The sequence below is a fragment of the Mesorhizobium sp. M1348 genome (assembly GCF_040317925.1).
Lineage (GTDB): Bacteria > Pseudomonadota > Alphaproteobacteria > Rhizobiales > Rhizobiaceae > Mesorhizobium.
Genome location: NZ_JAMYLH010000007.1, coordinates 85,646 through 102,052, shown reverse-complemented (window position 1 = coordinate 102,052; position 16,407 = coordinate 85,646). Strand labels below are relative to the sequence as shown.

The 16,407-nt window shown below is 61.6% G+C and carries 19 protein-coding genes and 1 pseudogene; 16 read left to right on the top strand and 4 right to left on the bottom strand.

The window, feature by feature from the left end:
* The first annotated feature begins 27 nt into the window (after positions 1-27).
* Positions 28-297: a hypothetical protein gene (locus NKH13_RS14685; protein ID WP_352912868.1), complete on the top strand. Its 270-nt coding sequence runs from the start codon at positions 28-30 to the stop codon at positions 295-297.
* Between the two features lie 24 nt (positions 298-321).
* Here NKH13_RS14685 and NKH13_RS14680 read toward each other — a convergent pair whose 3' ends face one another.
* Positions 322-918, bottom strand: a complete 597-nt coding sequence (locus NKH13_RS14680; protein ID WP_352717743.1) for a response regulator — start codon at positions 916-918, stop codon at positions 322-324.
* A gap of 1 nt (position 919) precedes the next feature.
* Positions 920-1,117 (bottom strand): hypothetical protein, encoded by a 198-nt coding sequence (locus tag NKH13_RS14675; RefSeq protein WP_352467976.1) that lies wholly within the window; start codon positions 1,115-1,117, stop codon positions 920-922.
* 148 nt (positions 1,118-1,265) lie between these two features.
* On the opposite strand from NKH13_RS14675, the gene NKH13_RS14670 reads away from it, so the two are divergent.
* Together NKH13_RS14670 and NKH13_RS14665 are read left to right on the top strand one after the other, a co-directional pair.
* Positions 1,266-4,370, top strand: a complete 3,105-nt coding sequence (locus NKH13_RS14670) for a CheR family methyltransferase (protein WP_352717745.1) — start codon at positions 1,266-1,268, stop codon at positions 4,368-4,370.
* Positions 4,367-4,726: a response regulator gene (locus NKH13_RS14665; protein WP_352717747.1), complete on the top strand. Its 360-nt coding sequence runs from the start codon at positions 4,367-4,369 to the stop codon at positions 4,724-4,726. The genes NKH13_RS14670 and NKH13_RS14665 overlap by 4 nt, the downstream gene beginning before the upstream one ends.
* 68 nt (positions 4,727-4,794) lie before the next feature.
* Here the strand turns inward: NKH13_RS14665 and NKH13_RS14660 are convergent.
* Positions 4,795-7,096, bottom strand: a pseudogene (locus tag NKH13_RS14660) (FdhF/YdeP family oxidoreductase).
* A gap of 145 nt (positions 7,097-7,241) precedes the next feature.
* Here NKH13_RS14660 and NKH13_RS14655 point away from each other — a divergent pair.
* From NKH13_RS14655 to NKH13_RS14635, 5 genes are all read left to right on the top strand, one after another.
* Complete coding sequence (locus tag NKH13_RS14655; protein ID WP_254818791.1) at positions 7,242-7,460, top strand: hypothetical protein; 219 nt, start codon at positions 7,242-7,244, stop codon at positions 7,458-7,460.
* A gap of 27 nt (positions 7,461-7,487) precedes the next feature.
* Positions 7,488-7,925, top strand: a complete 438-nt coding sequence (locus NKH13_RS14650) for a GFA family protein (protein ID WP_352912867.1) — start codon at positions 7,488-7,490, stop codon at positions 7,923-7,925.
* Positions 7,926-8,074: 149 nt separating this feature from the next.
* The gene (locus tag NKH13_RS14645) at positions 8,075-8,233 is read left to right on the top strand and encodes a hypothetical protein (RefSeq protein WP_352717753.1); all 159 of its coding nucleotides are present in this window, start codon (positions 8,075-8,077) and stop codon (positions 8,231-8,233) included.
* Positions 8,234-8,370: 137 nt separating this feature from the next.
* A complete protein-coding gene (locus NKH13_RS14640) occupies positions 8,371-8,550 on the top strand; it encodes a hypothetical protein (RefSeq protein WP_292657139.1) in 180 nt (59 codons plus the stop codon).
* Between the two features lie 3 nt (positions 8,551-8,553).
* Positions 8,554-8,772, top strand: coding sequence for a hypothetical protein (locus NKH13_RS14635; protein WP_352717755.1), 219 nt, complete (start codon positions 8,554-8,556; stop codon positions 8,770-8,772).
* Between the two features lie 43 nt (positions 8,773-8,815).
* Here the strand turns inward: NKH13_RS14635 and NKH13_RS14630 are convergent, their stop codons facing one another.
* Positions 8,816-9,091: a hypothetical protein gene (locus NKH13_RS14630; protein WP_352717757.1), complete on the bottom strand. Its 276-nt coding sequence runs from the start codon at positions 9,089-9,091 to the stop codon at positions 8,816-8,818.
* A 439-nt stretch (positions 9,092-9,530) separates the two neighbouring features.
* Between NKH13_RS14630 and NKH13_RS14625 the strand changes: the two genes are divergently transcribed.
* The 8 genes from NKH13_RS14625 to NKH13_RS14590 all read left to right on the top strand — a co-directional run bounded on the left by NKH13_RS14625 (position 9,531) and on the right by NKH13_RS14590 (position 16,399).
* On the top strand, positions 9,531-10,247 hold the full coding sequence (locus NKH13_RS14625; protein ID WP_352717759.1) for a GntR family transcriptional regulator: 717 nt from the start codon (positions 9,531-9,533) through the stop codon (positions 10,245-10,247).
* On the top strand, positions 10,247-11,341 hold the full coding sequence (locus NKH13_RS14620) for an LLM class flavin-dependent oxidoreductase (protein WP_352717994.1): 1,095 nt from the start codon (positions 10,247-10,249) through the stop codon (positions 11,339-11,341). Before NKH13_RS14625 ends, NKH13_RS14620 begins: the two co-directional genes overlap by 1 nt.
* Positions 11,341-11,886: a flavin reductase family protein gene (locus NKH13_RS14615; protein ID WP_352717761.1), complete on the top strand. Its 546-nt coding sequence runs from the start codon at positions 11,341-11,343 to the stop codon at positions 11,884-11,886. The genes NKH13_RS14620 and NKH13_RS14615 overlap by 1 nt, the downstream gene beginning before the upstream one ends.
* Before the next feature lie 89 nt (positions 11,887-11,975).
* The gene (dctP, locus tag NKH13_RS14610) at positions 11,976-12,953 is read left to right on the top strand and encodes a TRAP transporter substrate-binding protein DctP (RefSeq protein ID WP_352912866.1); all 978 of its coding nucleotides are present in this window, start codon (positions 11,976-11,978) and stop codon (positions 12,951-12,953) included.
* A 78-nt stretch (positions 12,954-13,031) separates the two neighbouring features.
* Positions 13,032-13,544 carry a TRAP transporter small permease gene (locus NKH13_RS14605; RefSeq protein ID WP_352912865.1) on the top strand — a complete coding sequence of 171 codons (513 nt, stop codon included), beginning with the start codon at positions 13,032-13,034 and terminating at the stop codon, positions 13,542-13,544.
* 3 nt (positions 13,545-13,547) lie between these two features.
* Positions 13,548-14,858 carry a TRAP transporter large permease gene (locus tag NKH13_RS14600; RefSeq protein WP_352912864.1) on the top strand — a complete coding sequence of 437 codons (1,311 nt, stop codon included), beginning with the start codon at positions 13,548-13,550 and terminating at the stop codon, positions 14,856-14,858.
* 26 nt (positions 14,859-14,884) lie between these two features.
* A complete protein-coding gene (locus NKH13_RS14595; protein ID WP_352717996.1) occupies positions 14,885-15,598 on the top strand; it encodes a hypothetical protein in 714 nt (237 codons plus the stop codon).
* 42 nt (positions 15,599-15,640) lie between these two features.
* Positions 15,641-16,399 (top strand): HpcH/HpaI aldolase family protein, encoded by a 759-nt coding sequence (locus tag NKH13_RS14590; protein ID WP_352717769.1) that lies wholly within the window; start codon positions 15,641-15,643, stop codon positions 16,397-16,399.
* Positions 16,400-16,407 lie beyond the last annotated feature (8 nt).

The following is a 16,407-nucleotide window of genomic DNA, read 5'->3' as shown; positions in this document are numbered from 1 at the left end:
TCGCGGTGGAATCGAAGGGAGATTGCGATGTCTGAATCGAAGACGACCACCGATCACGACGAAATCCGCCGTTGGGCCGAGGACCGCGAGGGGCGGCCAGCGGTGGTGCGCACCAAGGGCGAGGGCGGCATACTGCGCATCGATTTCGGCGAGCCTGAAGAGACGTTCGAGCCCGTCGAGTGGGACGAGTTCTTCAGGATATTCGATGAGAACGAACTGGCCTTCCTCTACCAGGATGAGACCAGCGGCGGAAAAACCAGCCGCTTCAACAAATTCGTCGAACGCAGCCGGAAGTAGAGTCGCGACAAACAGCGGCTGCGGTCAGTGCAGCAGGCTTGGCCCGCGTGCCCTGACGATGTTTCGCATGATGCCGTTGAGCCAGTCCTCGGTGGAGGAGCCGGATCGTCTCTTGTCGATTTCGCCGATGGCCTGCTCGAGCGTTCGCTCGACCAGCCGGTCGGAAGCATCCATGTCTCCCAGCAGCAGACGTGCCGCGAGCCGGAGCTTAGGCAGCAGCGAAAATACGTCGTCTGAGGGCTCGGACGCTCGGCCTCCCTTCGATGCCGTCGTCTCGGCTGGGAAAAGAGCATCGAAAACAGCCTGGCCGTCCGAGGATTTTCGGAGGCTGCTGGCATACCGGAGGCGCTCAGGAATAACGATGTCTTCGTCGCCGCTGAAAAACACGAACGGCACGCCACGGCGCATCAACTCGTCGGCGATCGGGAACACTCGTCGGCCGTTGAGATTGACGTCCAGGATCGCGGCTTCCGCCTCATCCGTATGTTTCGATGCCTGTTCGATCGTCGCCACTGGGCCAAGCACGACGGCGCCCATCTTGCTGAAATAACGTGCAAGATCGCCCGCCAGCATCCATTCGTCCTCGACGATCAGGATATGCAAGCCTTGCAGGTCGCGCACCTCATTGTTCCTTCTTCCTGCGGGTTTTACGGCCGTCGGCGCAGACTTGTTCAAAGTGGCTGGCCAGGAGCTCTTGCAATCGTTCCGCGAGCGCGAGCAGGCGAGGCGGAATGTTTTCAGATACGGGGAACTTGGTCAGATCCGGCGAGGGCAACAGGATTTGCTTAGCCCGCTTTATTTCAGGTGGTCGTTTTGCCATTGGAACCGCCTCCAAAGTCAAATGTTAATGCCCACCGGCGGTGCTTTGTTCCGTTGGTAGACTATTCGCTGGCCTGAGGCTCGGCCCGGTCTTAACCTAAGGCCCGATTTGACGGTCTCGTGTTCGCGGCTGTTACCAGAGGCGTGGCGTGGCATTCCAGAATGGAAGATTTCCCGTTGTCGGCGTCGGCGCATCGGCCGGCGGCATTCCCGCGATGGAGGCCTTGTTCAAAGGACTGACCGGCGGCACCGGCATGGCGTTCGTCGTCGTCACGCATCTCAGCCCGGAGCGGGAAAGTCTGCTGCACGAGGTCATCGGACGTTACACCGAAATGCCGGTCGTCGTGGCCGAGGAGGGCGTGGCGGTCCAACCGGACCAGGTCTATGTGATGCCGCAAAACGTCGTCCTCACCATCCGCAAGGGCGCGCTTTCGCTGCGCCGGCCGAACACGCTCAACCGCGAGCGCAAGCCGATCGACATCTTCTTCAGCGCATTGGCCGAGGACCAGGGCGAGTATGCCGTCGGCATTATCTTGTCGGGTGGCGATTCGGACGGCACGCTCGGCGCCAGGGCAATCAAGGAGCATGGCGGGCTGACGATTGCCCAGGCGTCCAATGGTTCCGCCCCGCGCAATCCGGACATGCCGCAGAGTGCGATTTCGAGCGGCCTGATCGACATAGCGGCGCCCGCCGAGCAGATCGGGGCAAAGCTTCAGGCGTTTGCCCGCGGCTTCGAGGTGCTGAGCGGACTGGCCGAAGCGGACGACGAGCACAAGGCCGAGATGGATCGGGCCCGCGATGAAATCTACGCCATTTTGCGCAGCCATTCCGGGCACGACTTTTCCGGCTACAAGCCCAAGACGTTCCTGCGTCGCGTAAAGCGGCGCATGCAGATCACGCAGCTGCAGTCGATCACCACCTACATAGAGCGGCTGAAGAGGGATCCCGACGAGGTGGCGAAGCTGTTTCGCGACCTGCTCATTAATGTCACCAGCTTTTTTCGCGACGCCGAAGCGTTCAAATTGCTGGAGGACAAGATCATACCGCAGATTTTCGAAGGCAAGAGCGCCTCCGATGCGGTGCGCGTCTGGGTGCCCGGCTGCGCCACTGGCGAGGAGGTATTCTCGATCGGCATGCTGATGCGCGAGCGCATGGAGAAGCTTTCCGCGGCGCCGCGCGTCCAGATATTCGCGACCGACATCGACGAGCCGGCGCTCGCCGTGGCGCGTGCGGCGCGTTATCCCGAAGCGCTGCTGCACGGGCTATCGGCACAGCGCAGGCAACGCTTTTTTCACAGCGACGGCGAGAGCTATGTGCTGGGCCAAGAGGTGCGCGAACTCTGCATTTTTTCGCCGCACAGCGTTATCCGCGATCCTCCCTTCTCGCGCATCGACATGATTTCGTGCCGCAACCTGCTGATCTATTTCGGCCCGCACATCCAGAACCGGGCCATTCCGATCTTCCATTACGCGCTGAGGCCGGGCGGTTATCTGTTCCTCGGCACGTCGGAAAGCGTCGGTCAGCACGGCGACCTGTTTGCCACGGTCGACAAGAAGCACCGGATATTCCAGGCGCGGGAACATGCCACGCCGCGGCCGCCGGTCCTTATCGGCAATGGCCGCGCGGATGTCCGTCCGGTCGGACGCGGCGGCTCGAAGAACGATGCCGCCAGTCATTCGCTCCGCCAGGCGATCGAGGCTCAGGTGCTGGAGCGGTTCGCCCCGCCTCACGTGCTGGTCAATGGCGATGGCGACATCGTCTACTATTCGGCACGGACGGGCAAATATCTGGAAGCGCCGCAAGGCGCCCCGAGCCGGCAGCTGCTGACCCTGGCCCGCCGCGGGCTGAGACTTGAGCTGCGCGCCGCGTTGCGGGAAGCAGCCACGACGCGCCGCACGGTCGTGCGGGAGAACATAGCTGTCGACGAAGACGACGGACAGCTTCAGTTCATTACACTGACGGTCGAACCGTACACGGAGCGCGGCAATGGCGAGCCCCTCTACCTCGTCCTGTTCAATCCGGTGGGACAGGCCCAGCTACGCTCCGAGCGGGCACGCGAAAGCCGCGGCACCGACGATGCGGCCGATCTCGAACGGGAGTTGCGCGACACACGCGAGCGGCTGCAGTCGACCATCGAGGAATACGAAACCGCGCTGGAGGAAGTAAAGTCTTCGAACGAGGAACTCGTCTCCGTCAATGAAGAGGCGCAGTCGACCAATGAGGAGCTTGAGGCCTCGAAGGAGGAGATGCAGTCGCTCAATGAAGAGCTCAACACCATCAACGCGGAGCTGACTGGCAAGATAGAGGAACTCGATCGCGCCAACAGCGATCTCAGAAACCTGTTCGAAAGCACGGAAATCGCCACCATCTTCCTCGACCGCAACCTTGTGGTGCGGACCTTCACTCCCGCCGCGTCGTCGTTCTTCAACTTGCGTCCATCCGATGTCGGCCGACCGCTGACCGATCTTTCGAGCCGGCTCGACTACCCCGAGCTGAAGCGGCACATCCAGGCGGTGTTCGAGACGGGAGAGACCCTGAACCATCATCTCACGCGCGACGACAAGGGCCGGTTCTACCTGGTTCGCATCAACCCTTACCGGGACAAAGGCGGCAGCATCCAGGGCGTGGTCGTGACCCTGATCGACGTGACGACACTGGCGCAGGCGGAAGAGCGTCAGCAGGTGCTCATCTCGGAGCTGAACCATCGCGTCAAGAACATGCTGGCGGTCGTCGCCAGCATCACCAACCGGACACGTGAAAACTCGGCGTCGAAAGACGAGTTCGCCGACGCCTTGATCGGCCGGCTGCAGGCGATGTCACGAGCCTACAGTCTGCTCTCGCGAGAAAGCTGGACCGAAGCTTCCGTCGAGGAACTGCTGCGCCAGGAACTCGATCCCTTCGGGGCCGAACGGTTCGAACTCCATGGCAAACGGGTGAGCCTCAAGCCGGTACAAGGGCTTTCCTTTGGCATGGCAATCCATGAACTGGCGACGAATGCCGCTAAATATGGCGCACTGTCGAAACCTGCCGGGCGGATAGTCGTAAAATGGTCGGTCGCAGACGGAACCTTCAGGCTCACTTGGCGCGAGAAGGGCGGCCCCCGCATCAAGGAGCCAACCGACAGCGGCTTCGGCCTTACCCTTCTACGTGGCGAAATCGGCTACCGGCTGGGCGGAAAGGTTGAAACAACTTTCCACTCAAATGGTTTGGAGGCGGAAATCGCATTCCCTCTGACCCGCGAGGGCTCGTCGTGACCGGACAGATGCGCGTGCTGATCGTCGAGGACGAATGGCTGATCGCCGACGACGCGGCGGCTTACCTGCGCAAAGCCGGCCATCAGGTGGTCGGGCCTGTTTCGTCGGTGACGGCAGCACTCCGGCTCGTTGGCGAAGGCGGCATCGACGCGGCGTTACTGGATATCCAGTTGAACGACGAGACCAGCTATCCGATCGCGGAAGCGTTACGGACCTGCGGTGTTCCGTTCGCCTTCCTCTCTGGGTATGGCGAACGCGAAATTCCGGCCGGGTTCCGCACTTGCAGGATCGTGCAGAAGCCGGCGAGCCAGAGTGCGATCCTGAATGCCGTGGATGAACTCGCGCGAGCCTGCTGAGGTCACGATTTTGAAAGTCGCGCCAGGTCACATCGGCGTGGTGCGTGCCCGCCGCGAATAACGAACGCCTATGCAACAATCCGCACCGGTACCGATTTGGCGGCCGGAACATGGGCCTTCTCGGCTCTGTGCCACAAAGGAATCAGCGGGTTGAGCTCGGGATAATAACCGGCGCAATTTCCTTCCGGCACCGAGAAAGGCGTGATGCGCAGCCCGCGCACGCGGCGCTCCACACCATCCTGCGCATTGGCTTCGAGATCGACTTCCTGTCCCGCGCTCAAACCGAGGCGCTGGATATCCTTTTCATTCATCAACAGCACCATGCGTGTGCCGCTGATGCCGCGCAGCCGGTCGTTGTAGCCGTAGACGGTCGTGTTGAACTGGTCGTTGGAGCGCACCGTGATCAGTGTCAGCACATCGCGGCCGGCGACATCGATGTCAGGGTCGGTTTCAAGGCCACTTGGCAGCTTGAAATTGGCCTTCTTGTTCGGCGTCTCCCACACCCGCTTGCTCGCCTTGATGTCGCGATGGAAGCCGCCGGGCGTCAGGAAACGCTCGTTGAAGTCGCGGAAATGTTGGGGGTAGCAGCGCTCGATTTCGTCGCGGATGCGGGAATAATCCCCAACCCACTCGTCCCATGGGATCGAACTCCTGCCCGGCAATGTCGCCTTGGCAAGCTCGGCAACGATCCTGGGCTCCGAAAGCAGATGTGGCGAAGCCGGAGGTCGCGACCCGAATGAGCCGTGGATACAGGCGGTGGAATCCTCTACCGACACCCTTTGGTCGCCGCTCGCCTGATGATCTCTTTCCAGCCGTGACAGGCAAGGCAACAGATAGGTTGTCCGGCTGGTGATCAGGTGGCTGCGGTTGAGCTTGGTCGCGATCTCGACATGCAGGTCGAGCCCACGCCAGGCTTTCTCGACCAGGCCGGTTTCCGGAACGGCCCGCACGAAATTGCCGCCGAGCCCAACGAAGCCCCTGACCGATCCGTCGATGACGCCTTCGCAGGTCTCGACCGTATCGAGACCTTTCTCGCGCGGCGGTTCAAAGGCGTAGAATTCGGCGAACTTGTCGAGCGGGACGAGCTCGGGTTTTTCCGATATGCCGACGGTGCGCTGCCCCTGGACATTGGAATGGCCGCGCAACGGCGAAATGCCGGCGCCGGGTTTTCCGATATTGCCGCGCATCATCAAAAGGTTGCACAGCATCTGGACGTTCTCGGTGCCGTGCCGATGCTGGGTCAGGCCCATGCCGTAATTGCCGATCACCGCGTTGGAATGGCTGTAGACCTCGGCGACATGCTCCAGATCGGCCTGCGCAATGCCGGATCGCGCGACGATATCGCTCCACTGGGTGTTGCGCAGGAAGGCTTCGAACTCGGCGAAGCCATGCGTGTGTTCGGCGATGAAAGCCGTATCGAGGACACGCGTCCTGCCGCTCTCGCGGGCGGCATCGTCGAGGGCCAGCAACGCCTTGGCGATACCCGTCATCGCGGCGATGTCGAGCGCCCGAACGAACCTGGAAGAAGTCGCTGGACATTTTGGTGCCCGGTCCGGGCGACAGCATGTCGAGGGGGTTTTGCGGATTCTTGAAGCGCTTCAGTCCCCGCTCGGGCAAGGGATTGAAAGTGAAGACGGGCACGTTGCGTTGACGTGCCTCTTGCAGCGGATGCAGCAGGCGCGGCGCCGTCACCCCGGTATTGTGCCCGAAGAAGAACATCATGTCGCATTTCGCAAAGTCTTCGAGCTGCACGGTCCCGACCGGCGAACCGATCGATTCCGGCAAGCCGACCGAGGTCGATTCATGACACATGTTGGACGAATCGGGCAGGTTCGAAGATCCATAGATCCGCGCAAAAAGCTGGTACATGAAGGAGGCCTCGAGCGAGGCCCGGCCAGACGTGTAGAACACCACCGATTTGGGATCGAGCCGCCGCAGTTCGGCAGCTATGTCGCGGAACGCATCGTCCCAGGAGACCGGCTCGTAACGGTCAACGGCGGCATTGTAGCGCATCGGCTCCGTAAGCCTGCCCTGCTTCTCCAGATCGTGGTCCGGCCAATCGAGCAGTTCCGCCACCGAGTACTCGGTGAAGAATGCGGGTTCGCAGCGCAGCTTGGTTTGGTCCCACATCGTCGCCTTGGCGCCGTTTTCACAGAATTCGAAAGGCCTCGGCTGGGCTGGCTTTGCCCATGAGCAAGACATGCACATATAGCCGTCGGCCTTGTTCTGCTTGAGCAGCGTGCTCCATATCCCGGACAATAGCAGGCCTTCGCCTCGCGCCTTGCGGACCAGGGATTTGAGCGATCCCCAGCCGCCTGTCGGGTGGTCGTATTTCTTGGTTTCGATGCGATCGGTTACGGCGGGTTTCATGCGAGCCACTCCCTGTAGAAGAGCACTCATACGAACCCGCCGTGAGGCTGAATGTTCCCGGCCGGCTCCGTCCCGTCACGCCGTCCGTCTACCCGGAACCATTTCCGCCATCGTTTGTTCGGCTAAAAGAAAGGAGCCGTGCGAAATGGAGCGACGTAACGCGTTAATTGCGATGGTGATTTCGGCCATCATCATCGTCGGCTTCCTCATAGGTTTTTTGTACGGCGATATGGGCTGGCAAACCTCGCCGCTCAAAAGAGCCCCTGAGCAGAACCAGGGTGGCAATGCTCCGGCCGACACCTCGCCTGCCGCCGGCATCAAGAAGAACCCTAAGGAAAATACCGAAATGCCAGGCCAGCAGTGAAGGCGAGTCCAGCAATGAAGTTAGCCAATGCCACGAACTGAAACGGGTTCCTGTTTTTGCGGCGCCATAACGGCGCAAATGCGCGGCGAGCCGTTCTGGGTTTGCTCCGATCACGATGACGACTGTCGCAAGGCGATAGGGAGCCCGCTAATGGTGTGGGTCGGTTATCGGCCTTCTGAATTCACATTGCTCACCGGCACACCGAAGACCTTTTCGAAAACCCCCGGCGTGCTCCGGTCCTTCTGCGCGGATTGCGGAACATCGATCGGCTATATCGACCAGGGCCTGCCCGACGAACTCTATCTGGCGATCGGCTTTCTCGATCACCCCGAACGCTTTCCGCCACAGGCCCACGCATATTGGGACATGAGGCTGCCCTGGGTCGACTTTCCAGATGAGCTGCCGCGGGTGGGGACGTATTCGAGGCAGCGAGATCCGGCCTTCGGAAATCCGGCGGAACGCTAGCTTTCGATCCCCTCGCTGGTTGGAAAACGTGCCATTCGGGGCTGCGTACGAAAACGACGATTGGCGCGCGGCTGAAAACGCGCGATCATGTGCCAATGGGCCGCCGTTTGGATGACAAGCTCGATTGCAAGGCGTGCGGGACGATCCTGATGGAGATTCCCGACAACCCGAAGGATTCGACGCCGATCTATTGCAGCAATTGCGGCGGCTATCTCGGCGAATGGGGCGATCTGCAGGAGGACTTCTTCAGGCAGGCTTTCGGCGCCCAGGCCTTCGATCTGAACAACGGAAACATCATCAAAAAATAGTCCTGGATTGTGCCGGCCTCCCGCCGGTCATGCCACGGCCTGTGGACCTGGCTCGTTGCGGCAACCGCCCTTCGTATCGGACCCTCGGGAACCTTTCTCCCGAGCCGCTTGTTTTGGGTGGCGGAAGGAGACACGCCATGAGCACAAAACCTCCCCCTGTGCCGCCGAAGAATCTGAGCCCAAAGGGCGCCGGTGACAAAAAATCGGTAGCGGCCGACCAGGCACCGCAATCTGCCGTTCCGGATCCCGACAAGCAGGGCCAGCAAGGCAATACGAAGGTCAACACCACTCATCAAGGCAACGTCCAAGATCGCTAGGCCATGTCCACGTCGAAAAAAACTCCTGCCAGCATCCGCCAGGGCGGTCCTGGCGCCGCGCACGAAAACGCCAAGAAGGCGCTGAGCGTCGAAAAGCCGCCGGCCGACTCCGACCGTCGCAGCCACAGCAAGGTCTCCGGCGGCGGTGGCGAACGCGACAGCCACCATACCCACGACCCCGAAAAGAAAGGCGACACTCGGCCCGCGCATCAGGACAAGTGAAATCGGATGGGGACGCGGAGATCGGTAGAGCTCGAGCGAAATGTCAGCGGGGACGTCGCGCCGAGACAATCGACACGACGTTGTCGACCTTTGCTACCGGGACCACCGGCAAGTCGAACAGCATCGGAAGCCCCCGCGTCGCGGCCATTTCCACGATCAGCTCCTCGATGGATTGATCGGTCAGACGGGTCTCGACGCTCCGCCGGATCATCGCTGCAAGTTTATGGACTGGCACCGGCACCGACTTCGCCCGGTCGTCGAGCAGCTTGCTGATCTCTATCACGAGGTCAGCGTCGATATTCCTGGGCAAGTCTCGCATAAGCGCCTCCTCGCCAACGAAAAGCCCGCCGCACCTTTCGATACGGCGGGCGATCCAGTAATGCGCACCGGCGAGGGGATCGGGGGTGGGCGTGCCGGCGCGCGCAGATCGCAAGTAATTTTAGTTAAATCCGCCAGCTTGGATGTGTCACGGAAAAACGTCTGTACGTTTTTTCCGAAGCGAGCGGATCGTTAGCTGTCCCCGCCGTCGCCCGGCGCGGCAGCACGCATGGCGCGCTCCGCACCCTCCGGACAGCGAGCTCTAAACAGTATACATTATAAACTTAAAACATCTTGCCAGGCGATCCAGCCTGTGCTCCACTTCGCATTGGAACAGGGCCTGCAGGTCGAATTCTATCGATATGGGGCTGCATTCAACGGATGACTGCGAGAACACCAGCCTCAAACCATATACGAAATCTTCGCATGGGAAGGCGTGGATGACGGAAACGATAGAATTCAAACGGGTTGGCGATGGCAATCTGCGTGCCCAGGTCTATCAACAAATCCGGCTGACGATACAGCATGGCGAATTGGCGCCTGGCCAGAAGCTCGTCGATGTCGACATTGCCGCCCAGCTCGGTATTTCCAGAATGCCTGTCCGCGACGCCTTGATGCAGTTGGTGCATGAGGGCTATCTCGTCGGCACCACACGCGGCTTCACGCTGCCCACACTTACCGCAACGGATGTCGCCGACATCTTCGAGGTCCGCCGCTTGCTCGAGCCGCGGGCCGCCGCGCACGCTGCGCGGACACTCGACGCCGCCAGCCTCAAGACGCTTGCAGCCGCGCTTCGGGAGGCGGAGGCTGCGGCCGCCGCCGGCGATGCCGACCGCTTTTTCCAGGCCAATTCGGCATTCAGGAATTGTTGGCTCGGTGCCGTCGAGAACGAGCGCCTTTCACAAACGATTGCCCGCTTCGCCGACCACGTGCTCGTCGTCCGCTTAAGGACGCTGTCGCACCAGCCGACACAGGCCGTCGTCGTGGCCGGCATGCGCGCCATCTACGAGGCATTCGTCAAGCGCGACGCCGTCGCCGCTTACGACTGCATGACCCACTTCATTCAGAACGCCGAGGAGCGTTTCATGAAGCTGAGCCCACCGCTTCAACATTCCAGCGGTGAAGGTGAGAGCATGTCGCGGCGGGGGAAATCATGATCAGGAAGCAGCACCCGCTGAAAGGGCCGAACAGGTTCAAGCTCGGCGTCTTTTCCATGAACGCCGATGGCGGCCTGGCAATGACCACCGTCCCCGAGCGCTGGCGCGCTCGCTGGGAAGACAACCTCAATTCCGCCTGTATCGCCGATCGCGCCGGCCTCGAGTTTCTGCTGCCGATCGCCCGTTGGCGGGGCTTCGGCGGTTTGACGCATGTGCGGGAATGGTCGTTCGAGACTTTCACCTGGGCGGCGGGTCTCGCCGTCGCCACGGAGAACATCGGTCTGTTCATGACGGTGCATGTGCCGCTGGTTCATCCGCTGCAGGCCGCAAAAGCCCTGGCGACGGTCGACCACATCTCCAACGGGCGTGCCGGCTTGAACATTGTCTGCGGCTGGAACCCGGACGAGTTCGCCATGTTCGGGCAGACGGTCGGCGACCGGACCTACGATCAGGCCGAGGAATGGATCAACATCATTGAGCGTGCCTACCAATCCAGGGAGCCGTTCGACTTCGGCGGCGAGTTCTATGATCTGAAGGGGGTCGTCAGCCGCCCGCCAAGCCTGCAGGTGCCGCGCCCGGTGACCATGAACGCCGCCTTCGGCGCGCCGGGGCGCAACTATGCGGCGCGCCACTGCGACTACCTGTTTTCGACTTTTTCCGAAATTGCGGATGGCCGCGCGCATGTGGTCGACATCACCAACCGGGCGGCTGAAGTGGGACGCGAAGTCGGCGTCTACACGGTCTGCCACGTCGTCTGCCGGGAGACCCAGCAGGAAGCCGAGGATTATTACCGGCACTACGCGCTGGAATGCGCGGACGAGGGTGCGGTCGACGAGCATATGCGCAAGAAGAAGGAATTCGCGAACTCGCATGACGCGAAGGCCTTCACCGAATATCGGCAAAGGTTCGCCGGCGGTGCTGGAACGTTCCCGCTGATCGGCACGCCGGAAAAGATCGTCGACGATCTCACCAAGATCATGGAACAGGGTTATTCCGGCGCCGCCCTCACATTCGTCAACTACACCTACGAATTGCCCTTCTTCTGTGACCGCGTGTTGCCGCTGATGCGCCAGGCCGGGCTTCGGGTAAATTGATGCCGGCGGCCGCCATTTCGACGGCATGGGTGGATGGGCACGACGCCATCAATCCGCGCGCCTTCAAGCAGGCGATGCGGGCGGTGGCAGGCTCGGTCGCCATTCTAGCGTCGGAGCATGACGAGATCGGCTTTTGCGGCATCACGGCGACGGCCGTCTGCTCATTCAGTGCCGAGCCGCCATCGCTGTTGGCGTGCGTCAACCGCAGCAGCACCTTTGCCTCGGCCATTCGCGAAGGTTTGCCTTTTTCGGTCAATCTTCCCGCCGGCGACCAGGAGAACGTTGTGCGTGCCTTTGGCGGCATGACCAAAGCCAAGGGCGCCGCGCGCTTCTCAGCCGGATCATGGGTGCGCGGCGAAACCGGCGCGCCCTTGCTTGTCGGCGCGCGGGCGATGTTCGAATGCCGGGTGGCCGAAATCATTGTGCGGGCGTCGCACATGATCGTCATCGGCATCGTCTCAGGCGTTGCGCTGGATCGCGCTGACCGATCGCCGGTCTTCTACGCGCATGGGCGGTTCCTGACAGTAGGAGATGATGTCAACTAACCGCCGTTCGTGTGGCGGCGCAGCGTGCAATTTCAGATCGGCCCGATGATGGGCCCCGGCGAAGTGAATCTATCAGAGGGAGTACGGCAATGCGCATTTGGAAATCCCTTGTTCTGGCGGCACTCATGTCGGGTGTAGCGGGTATCGCCACGGCCGAAGAGGTCGTCCTCAACGCCGTGCATTTTACGCCGACGCAGAACGGCTACGCCCAGAGCTTCCTGAAGTTCGTTCAGAAGGTGAACGAAAAGGGCAAGGGCGTGGTCCAGATCAACGTCCGTGGCGGGCCGGAGGTCATTCCGCCGATCCAGCAGGGCGCGGCGCTCAGGAGCGGCCTGATCGATGTGATCGACACACCGGCAGGGCAGTTCCTCGAGCTCGTGCCCGAAGGCGAGGTTTTCTCCGCATCGACGAAGACGCCGTGGGAGGTTCGCGAGAATGGCGGCTGGAACTTCATCAGCGGGATTTTCGAGAAGAAGGCCAATGCCCATCTGCTGGCGCATGTCGACGCGGGCTCGGGCTTCAACGTCTTCACCATCGACGAACCCAAGCTCAACAGCGAAGGCAGCATTGACTGGGGCGGCCTGAAGATACGCTCGTCGCCGCTCTATCGCGATTTCCTCGAATCCCTGGGCGCAACGGTGATCGTGCAAGCGCCGGGGGACGTTTATACCTCGCTCGAGCGCGGCGTCGTCAATGCCAACGCCTACACGGTATTTGGCTATGCGTCCTTCGGCTGGGACAAATTCACCAAATACCGTGTCGATCCGCAATTCTTCAAAACCGACGTGCTGATCTCGATCAACAAGGCGAAATGGGACACGCTGTCGCCCGAGGCGCAGAAGCTGCTTGCCGACACGGCCGTCGAATACGAGCGCGCGAGCTATGACGCCAACCTTGCCGAGTCCGAAAAGCAGGCACAGGCGATGATCGACGGCGGGCAGAAGGTGATCAGCTTGACCGGCGCCGGCCGCGACAAATTCCTGGCGGCTGCCACGCAGGCGAGCTGGGCGAGAATGGCCAAACGCGATCCCACCAACATCGATCAGTTGAAGAAATTCTTCCAGTAGCCCGAGCCGAGGGTGCCTTGTGCGCCTTCCATCAAAGCTGGGCCGAGGGGGCAAAGGTGGACATGAGGGTCGTCGGGAATGGACAGATTGTTTGCAGCGATTGGGAAGCTGAGCCTTGCGCTGGCGGCGGGCGCAAAAGTGGTGCTTGGCCTCATCATCGTCGCGGTGGTTGCTGATGTATGCGTCCGCAATCTGGGCCTGAGGCCGCTTGCCTGGGCAGTATCGGCGACGGAATACGGCCTGCTTTACGCGGCATTTCTGCCGATGCCCTGGCTGGTCCACAGCAAGGGCCATGTCTTCGTCGAGTTCCTGCGCAAGGCGCTGCCCGTGCGGGCACGGGCGGTGCTTGAAAAGCTGGTCTATCTCGCCTGCATTGCGGTCAGCCTCTACCTCGGCAGCGTCGCTCTGTCTTCCCTGACAGATGCCGTTGCGGGCGGCGAATATGAAACGCGCAGTTTCGATATGCCGAAATGGCTGATCTTTCTGCCCATCATGCTCGCCTTCTATCTCTCCGCGCTGGAATGGCTCAGATATTTGCTCGGCCGTGACACGCTGTACACGCTCGATCCGCTGGAAATGGAAGGGCTCTGACCAGTGGCCTGGCTGTTTCCATTCGCCGTGCTTGTTGGCACCATCCTGGTGTTGATGGGGCTTGGGCTGCCGGTCGCTTTCGCGTTCTTCGTCACCAATGTGATCGGGCTGTTTCTCTTCTTTGGCGGTTCGATCGGCGTGACGCAGATGGTCGCCAACTTCTCCGACGCTGTCTCGACCTATGCGCTTGCCCCGCTGCCGATGTTTCTCGTCATGGGCAGCCTGTTCTTCCGCTCCGGCCTCGGCGAGAAAGTCATCTACGCGCTCGACCTGTGCATCGGCAATCTGCGCGGACGCCTTGCTTATGTCGTTCTCGCCGCCGGCACGATCTTTTCCGCGCTGTCAGGTTCCAGCCTCGCCAATACCGGCATGATGGGCTCGCTGATGGTGCCCGAGATGCTGAAGCGAGGTTACAAGCCGCACATGGCCTACGGCCCCGTGCTTGGCGCCGGAAGCCTTGCCGTCATCATCCCGCCATCCTCGTTGGCTGTCTTGCTCGGCTCGCTGGCCCAGATCGACGTCGGCGCGCTGCTCATAGCGGGGGCTCTGCCCGGGCTGCTCCTCGTCGTCATGTACGCGGCGCTGATCTTCGCACAGACGAAGATCGACCCAGACGCCGCTCCCCACTATCCGGTGCCCGCCGTCCCCGCGGCCGAGAAGGTGAGGGCGGTCGCCGTCAACATCATTCCGATGAGCGTCATCGTGTTCATGGTGGTCGGCACGATCATCCTTGGAATAGCGACCCCGACCGAGTCGGCAGGGCTCGGCTGTGCCGCCGTCTTCGCCTTGTTGTTTGTCTACCGACGGTTCAGCTGGTCGGTGGTCTGGAAGTCGCTGGACGATGCGATGAAGGTCACGGGCATGACCTTCCTGATCATCTCGGCTTCGACGACGTTCTCGCAGATATTCGCCTTCTCCGGCGCCTCCAACGGCTTTATCCAGTTCATCGTGGGCTACGATCTTGGACCGTATCCCATGCTGCTCATGATGGTGCTCGTCATCCTGCTGCTCGGCATGTTCATGGATCAGGTCTCGATGATGCTGATCACGCTGCCGATCTTCCTGCCGATCGCCCAGCAATTCGGCTACGAGCCGGTATGGTTCGGGCTGATCCTGCTGCTCGCCTACGAGGTCGGCTTCACCACGCCGCCTTTTGGTCTGCTGCTGTTCATCATGATCGGTGTCGCGCCGAAAGGGACGTCGCTCAAAACGGTTGCCATGGCTGCGGCGCCTTACATCGCGCTGACGCTTCTGCTGATCCTGCTGATTGTCCTCTTTCCGCAGATCGCCCTCTTTCTTCCGAATTTGATCTAGTCGAACTCGATCCAGCAGGTGTCCACATGCGCTTTGCCTATCTTGCTTTCTTCCATGATGACCGCGAGGCAAATTTGGCCATCGCCCGTGAAGACGTTGACGCTGTGCGGCGTGTGATCGCGTCAACGCCGGGCCTTGCGCTTGCAAACATCTATCTGCCCGAAGTGGCGACAGACATGTTCAACGACGATGGTCCACCGCCGGTCTTTGGCTTCCAGCTCTATTTCGACGAATTGGCGGACCTGGAGGCGGCGCTGGCGCCGTCCGGCCATCTGCAGGCGCTTGCCGCGCCGGAGATGCTGTCGAGCATCGCCGCTTCGAGGCCGACGCAACAGGCAATGTGCGTGCGCCCGTTTCCCGTCGATGACGCTGGCGTCAAGACATCCGGGCTGCCCTGCAGCTATCTTGTCCACTATCCCGGGCCGGCCGAAGACATGAATGTCTGGCTCCACCACTATGTGACGCATCATCCGCAATTGATGCGGGGCTTCCCCGGCATTCGCCACATCGAGGTTCTGTCGCGACTGGATTGGTGCGGTTCGCTGCCCTGGCCGCGGATCGACCATATGCAGCGCAATCGCGTCATGTTCGACAGTCCCGCGGCATTGACGCACGCGCTGCAGTCGCCGGCGCGGCTGGAGATGCGCGCCGACTACAAGACCTTCCCGCCGTTTTCAGGCGGCAGCCGGCATTTCCCGATGTCGACGGAAGCCGTGCATCCTTCGTCAAGGGCCACATAGCGCAAACAGGTTTGCCGACGCCGAAAAATTTCTGGAGATTTCATGTACGACTTTCGCAAGAAATGTGTCTCTCTCGATCGCCTCATCGGCACCTTCTGCGCCATCCCGCATCCGGTGGCGGTCGAAGTGGCGGCTGCCAGCGGGGTCGATTTCCTGTGCATCGACTGGGAGCATTCGCAGATTGGCCGCGAGCTGATCGAGGATCTGATCCGCGCCGCGGATGTCCACAAGGTTCCTGCGATGGTGCGCGTTCCCGGCCACACGCCGGAGTGGATGGCGGCTGCGCTCGACGCCGGCGCGTCGGGCGTCCTGGTGCCGCGCGTCTCGACGGCCGAGCAAGCGCGCATGGCGGTCATGGCCTGCCGTTACCCGCCGGTCGGCGCACGCGGTGTCGGCCCGGGCCGCGCCGCCGGTTATGGCTACAGGATTCCGGACTACCTCAAATCGGCCAACGAGGTCCTGACGGTCGCCATCCAGGTCGAGACGGCCGAAGGCCTCGCCAACATCGACGACATCGTCCAGGTCGACGGCGTCGACGTGGTCTTCATTGGCCCAGGCGACCTGTCGGTCTCGATCGACGCCATGGGGCCGGCCGGCCAGGACAAGCTCAATGCCGCGATTATCAGGATCGCGGCCGCGGCGCGTGCGGCCCGCAAGGCCGTCGGCATCTTTCGCCCTTCGGCGGATGATGTCGGCAAATGGTCGCGGCACGGCATCAGCTTCTACATGCTGGCTAGCGATACGATGTTTCTCGGCGCCGGCCTTGCCGCCGGCGTCGTCTCGGCGCGCAGCGCCTCATAGCAAGAGTC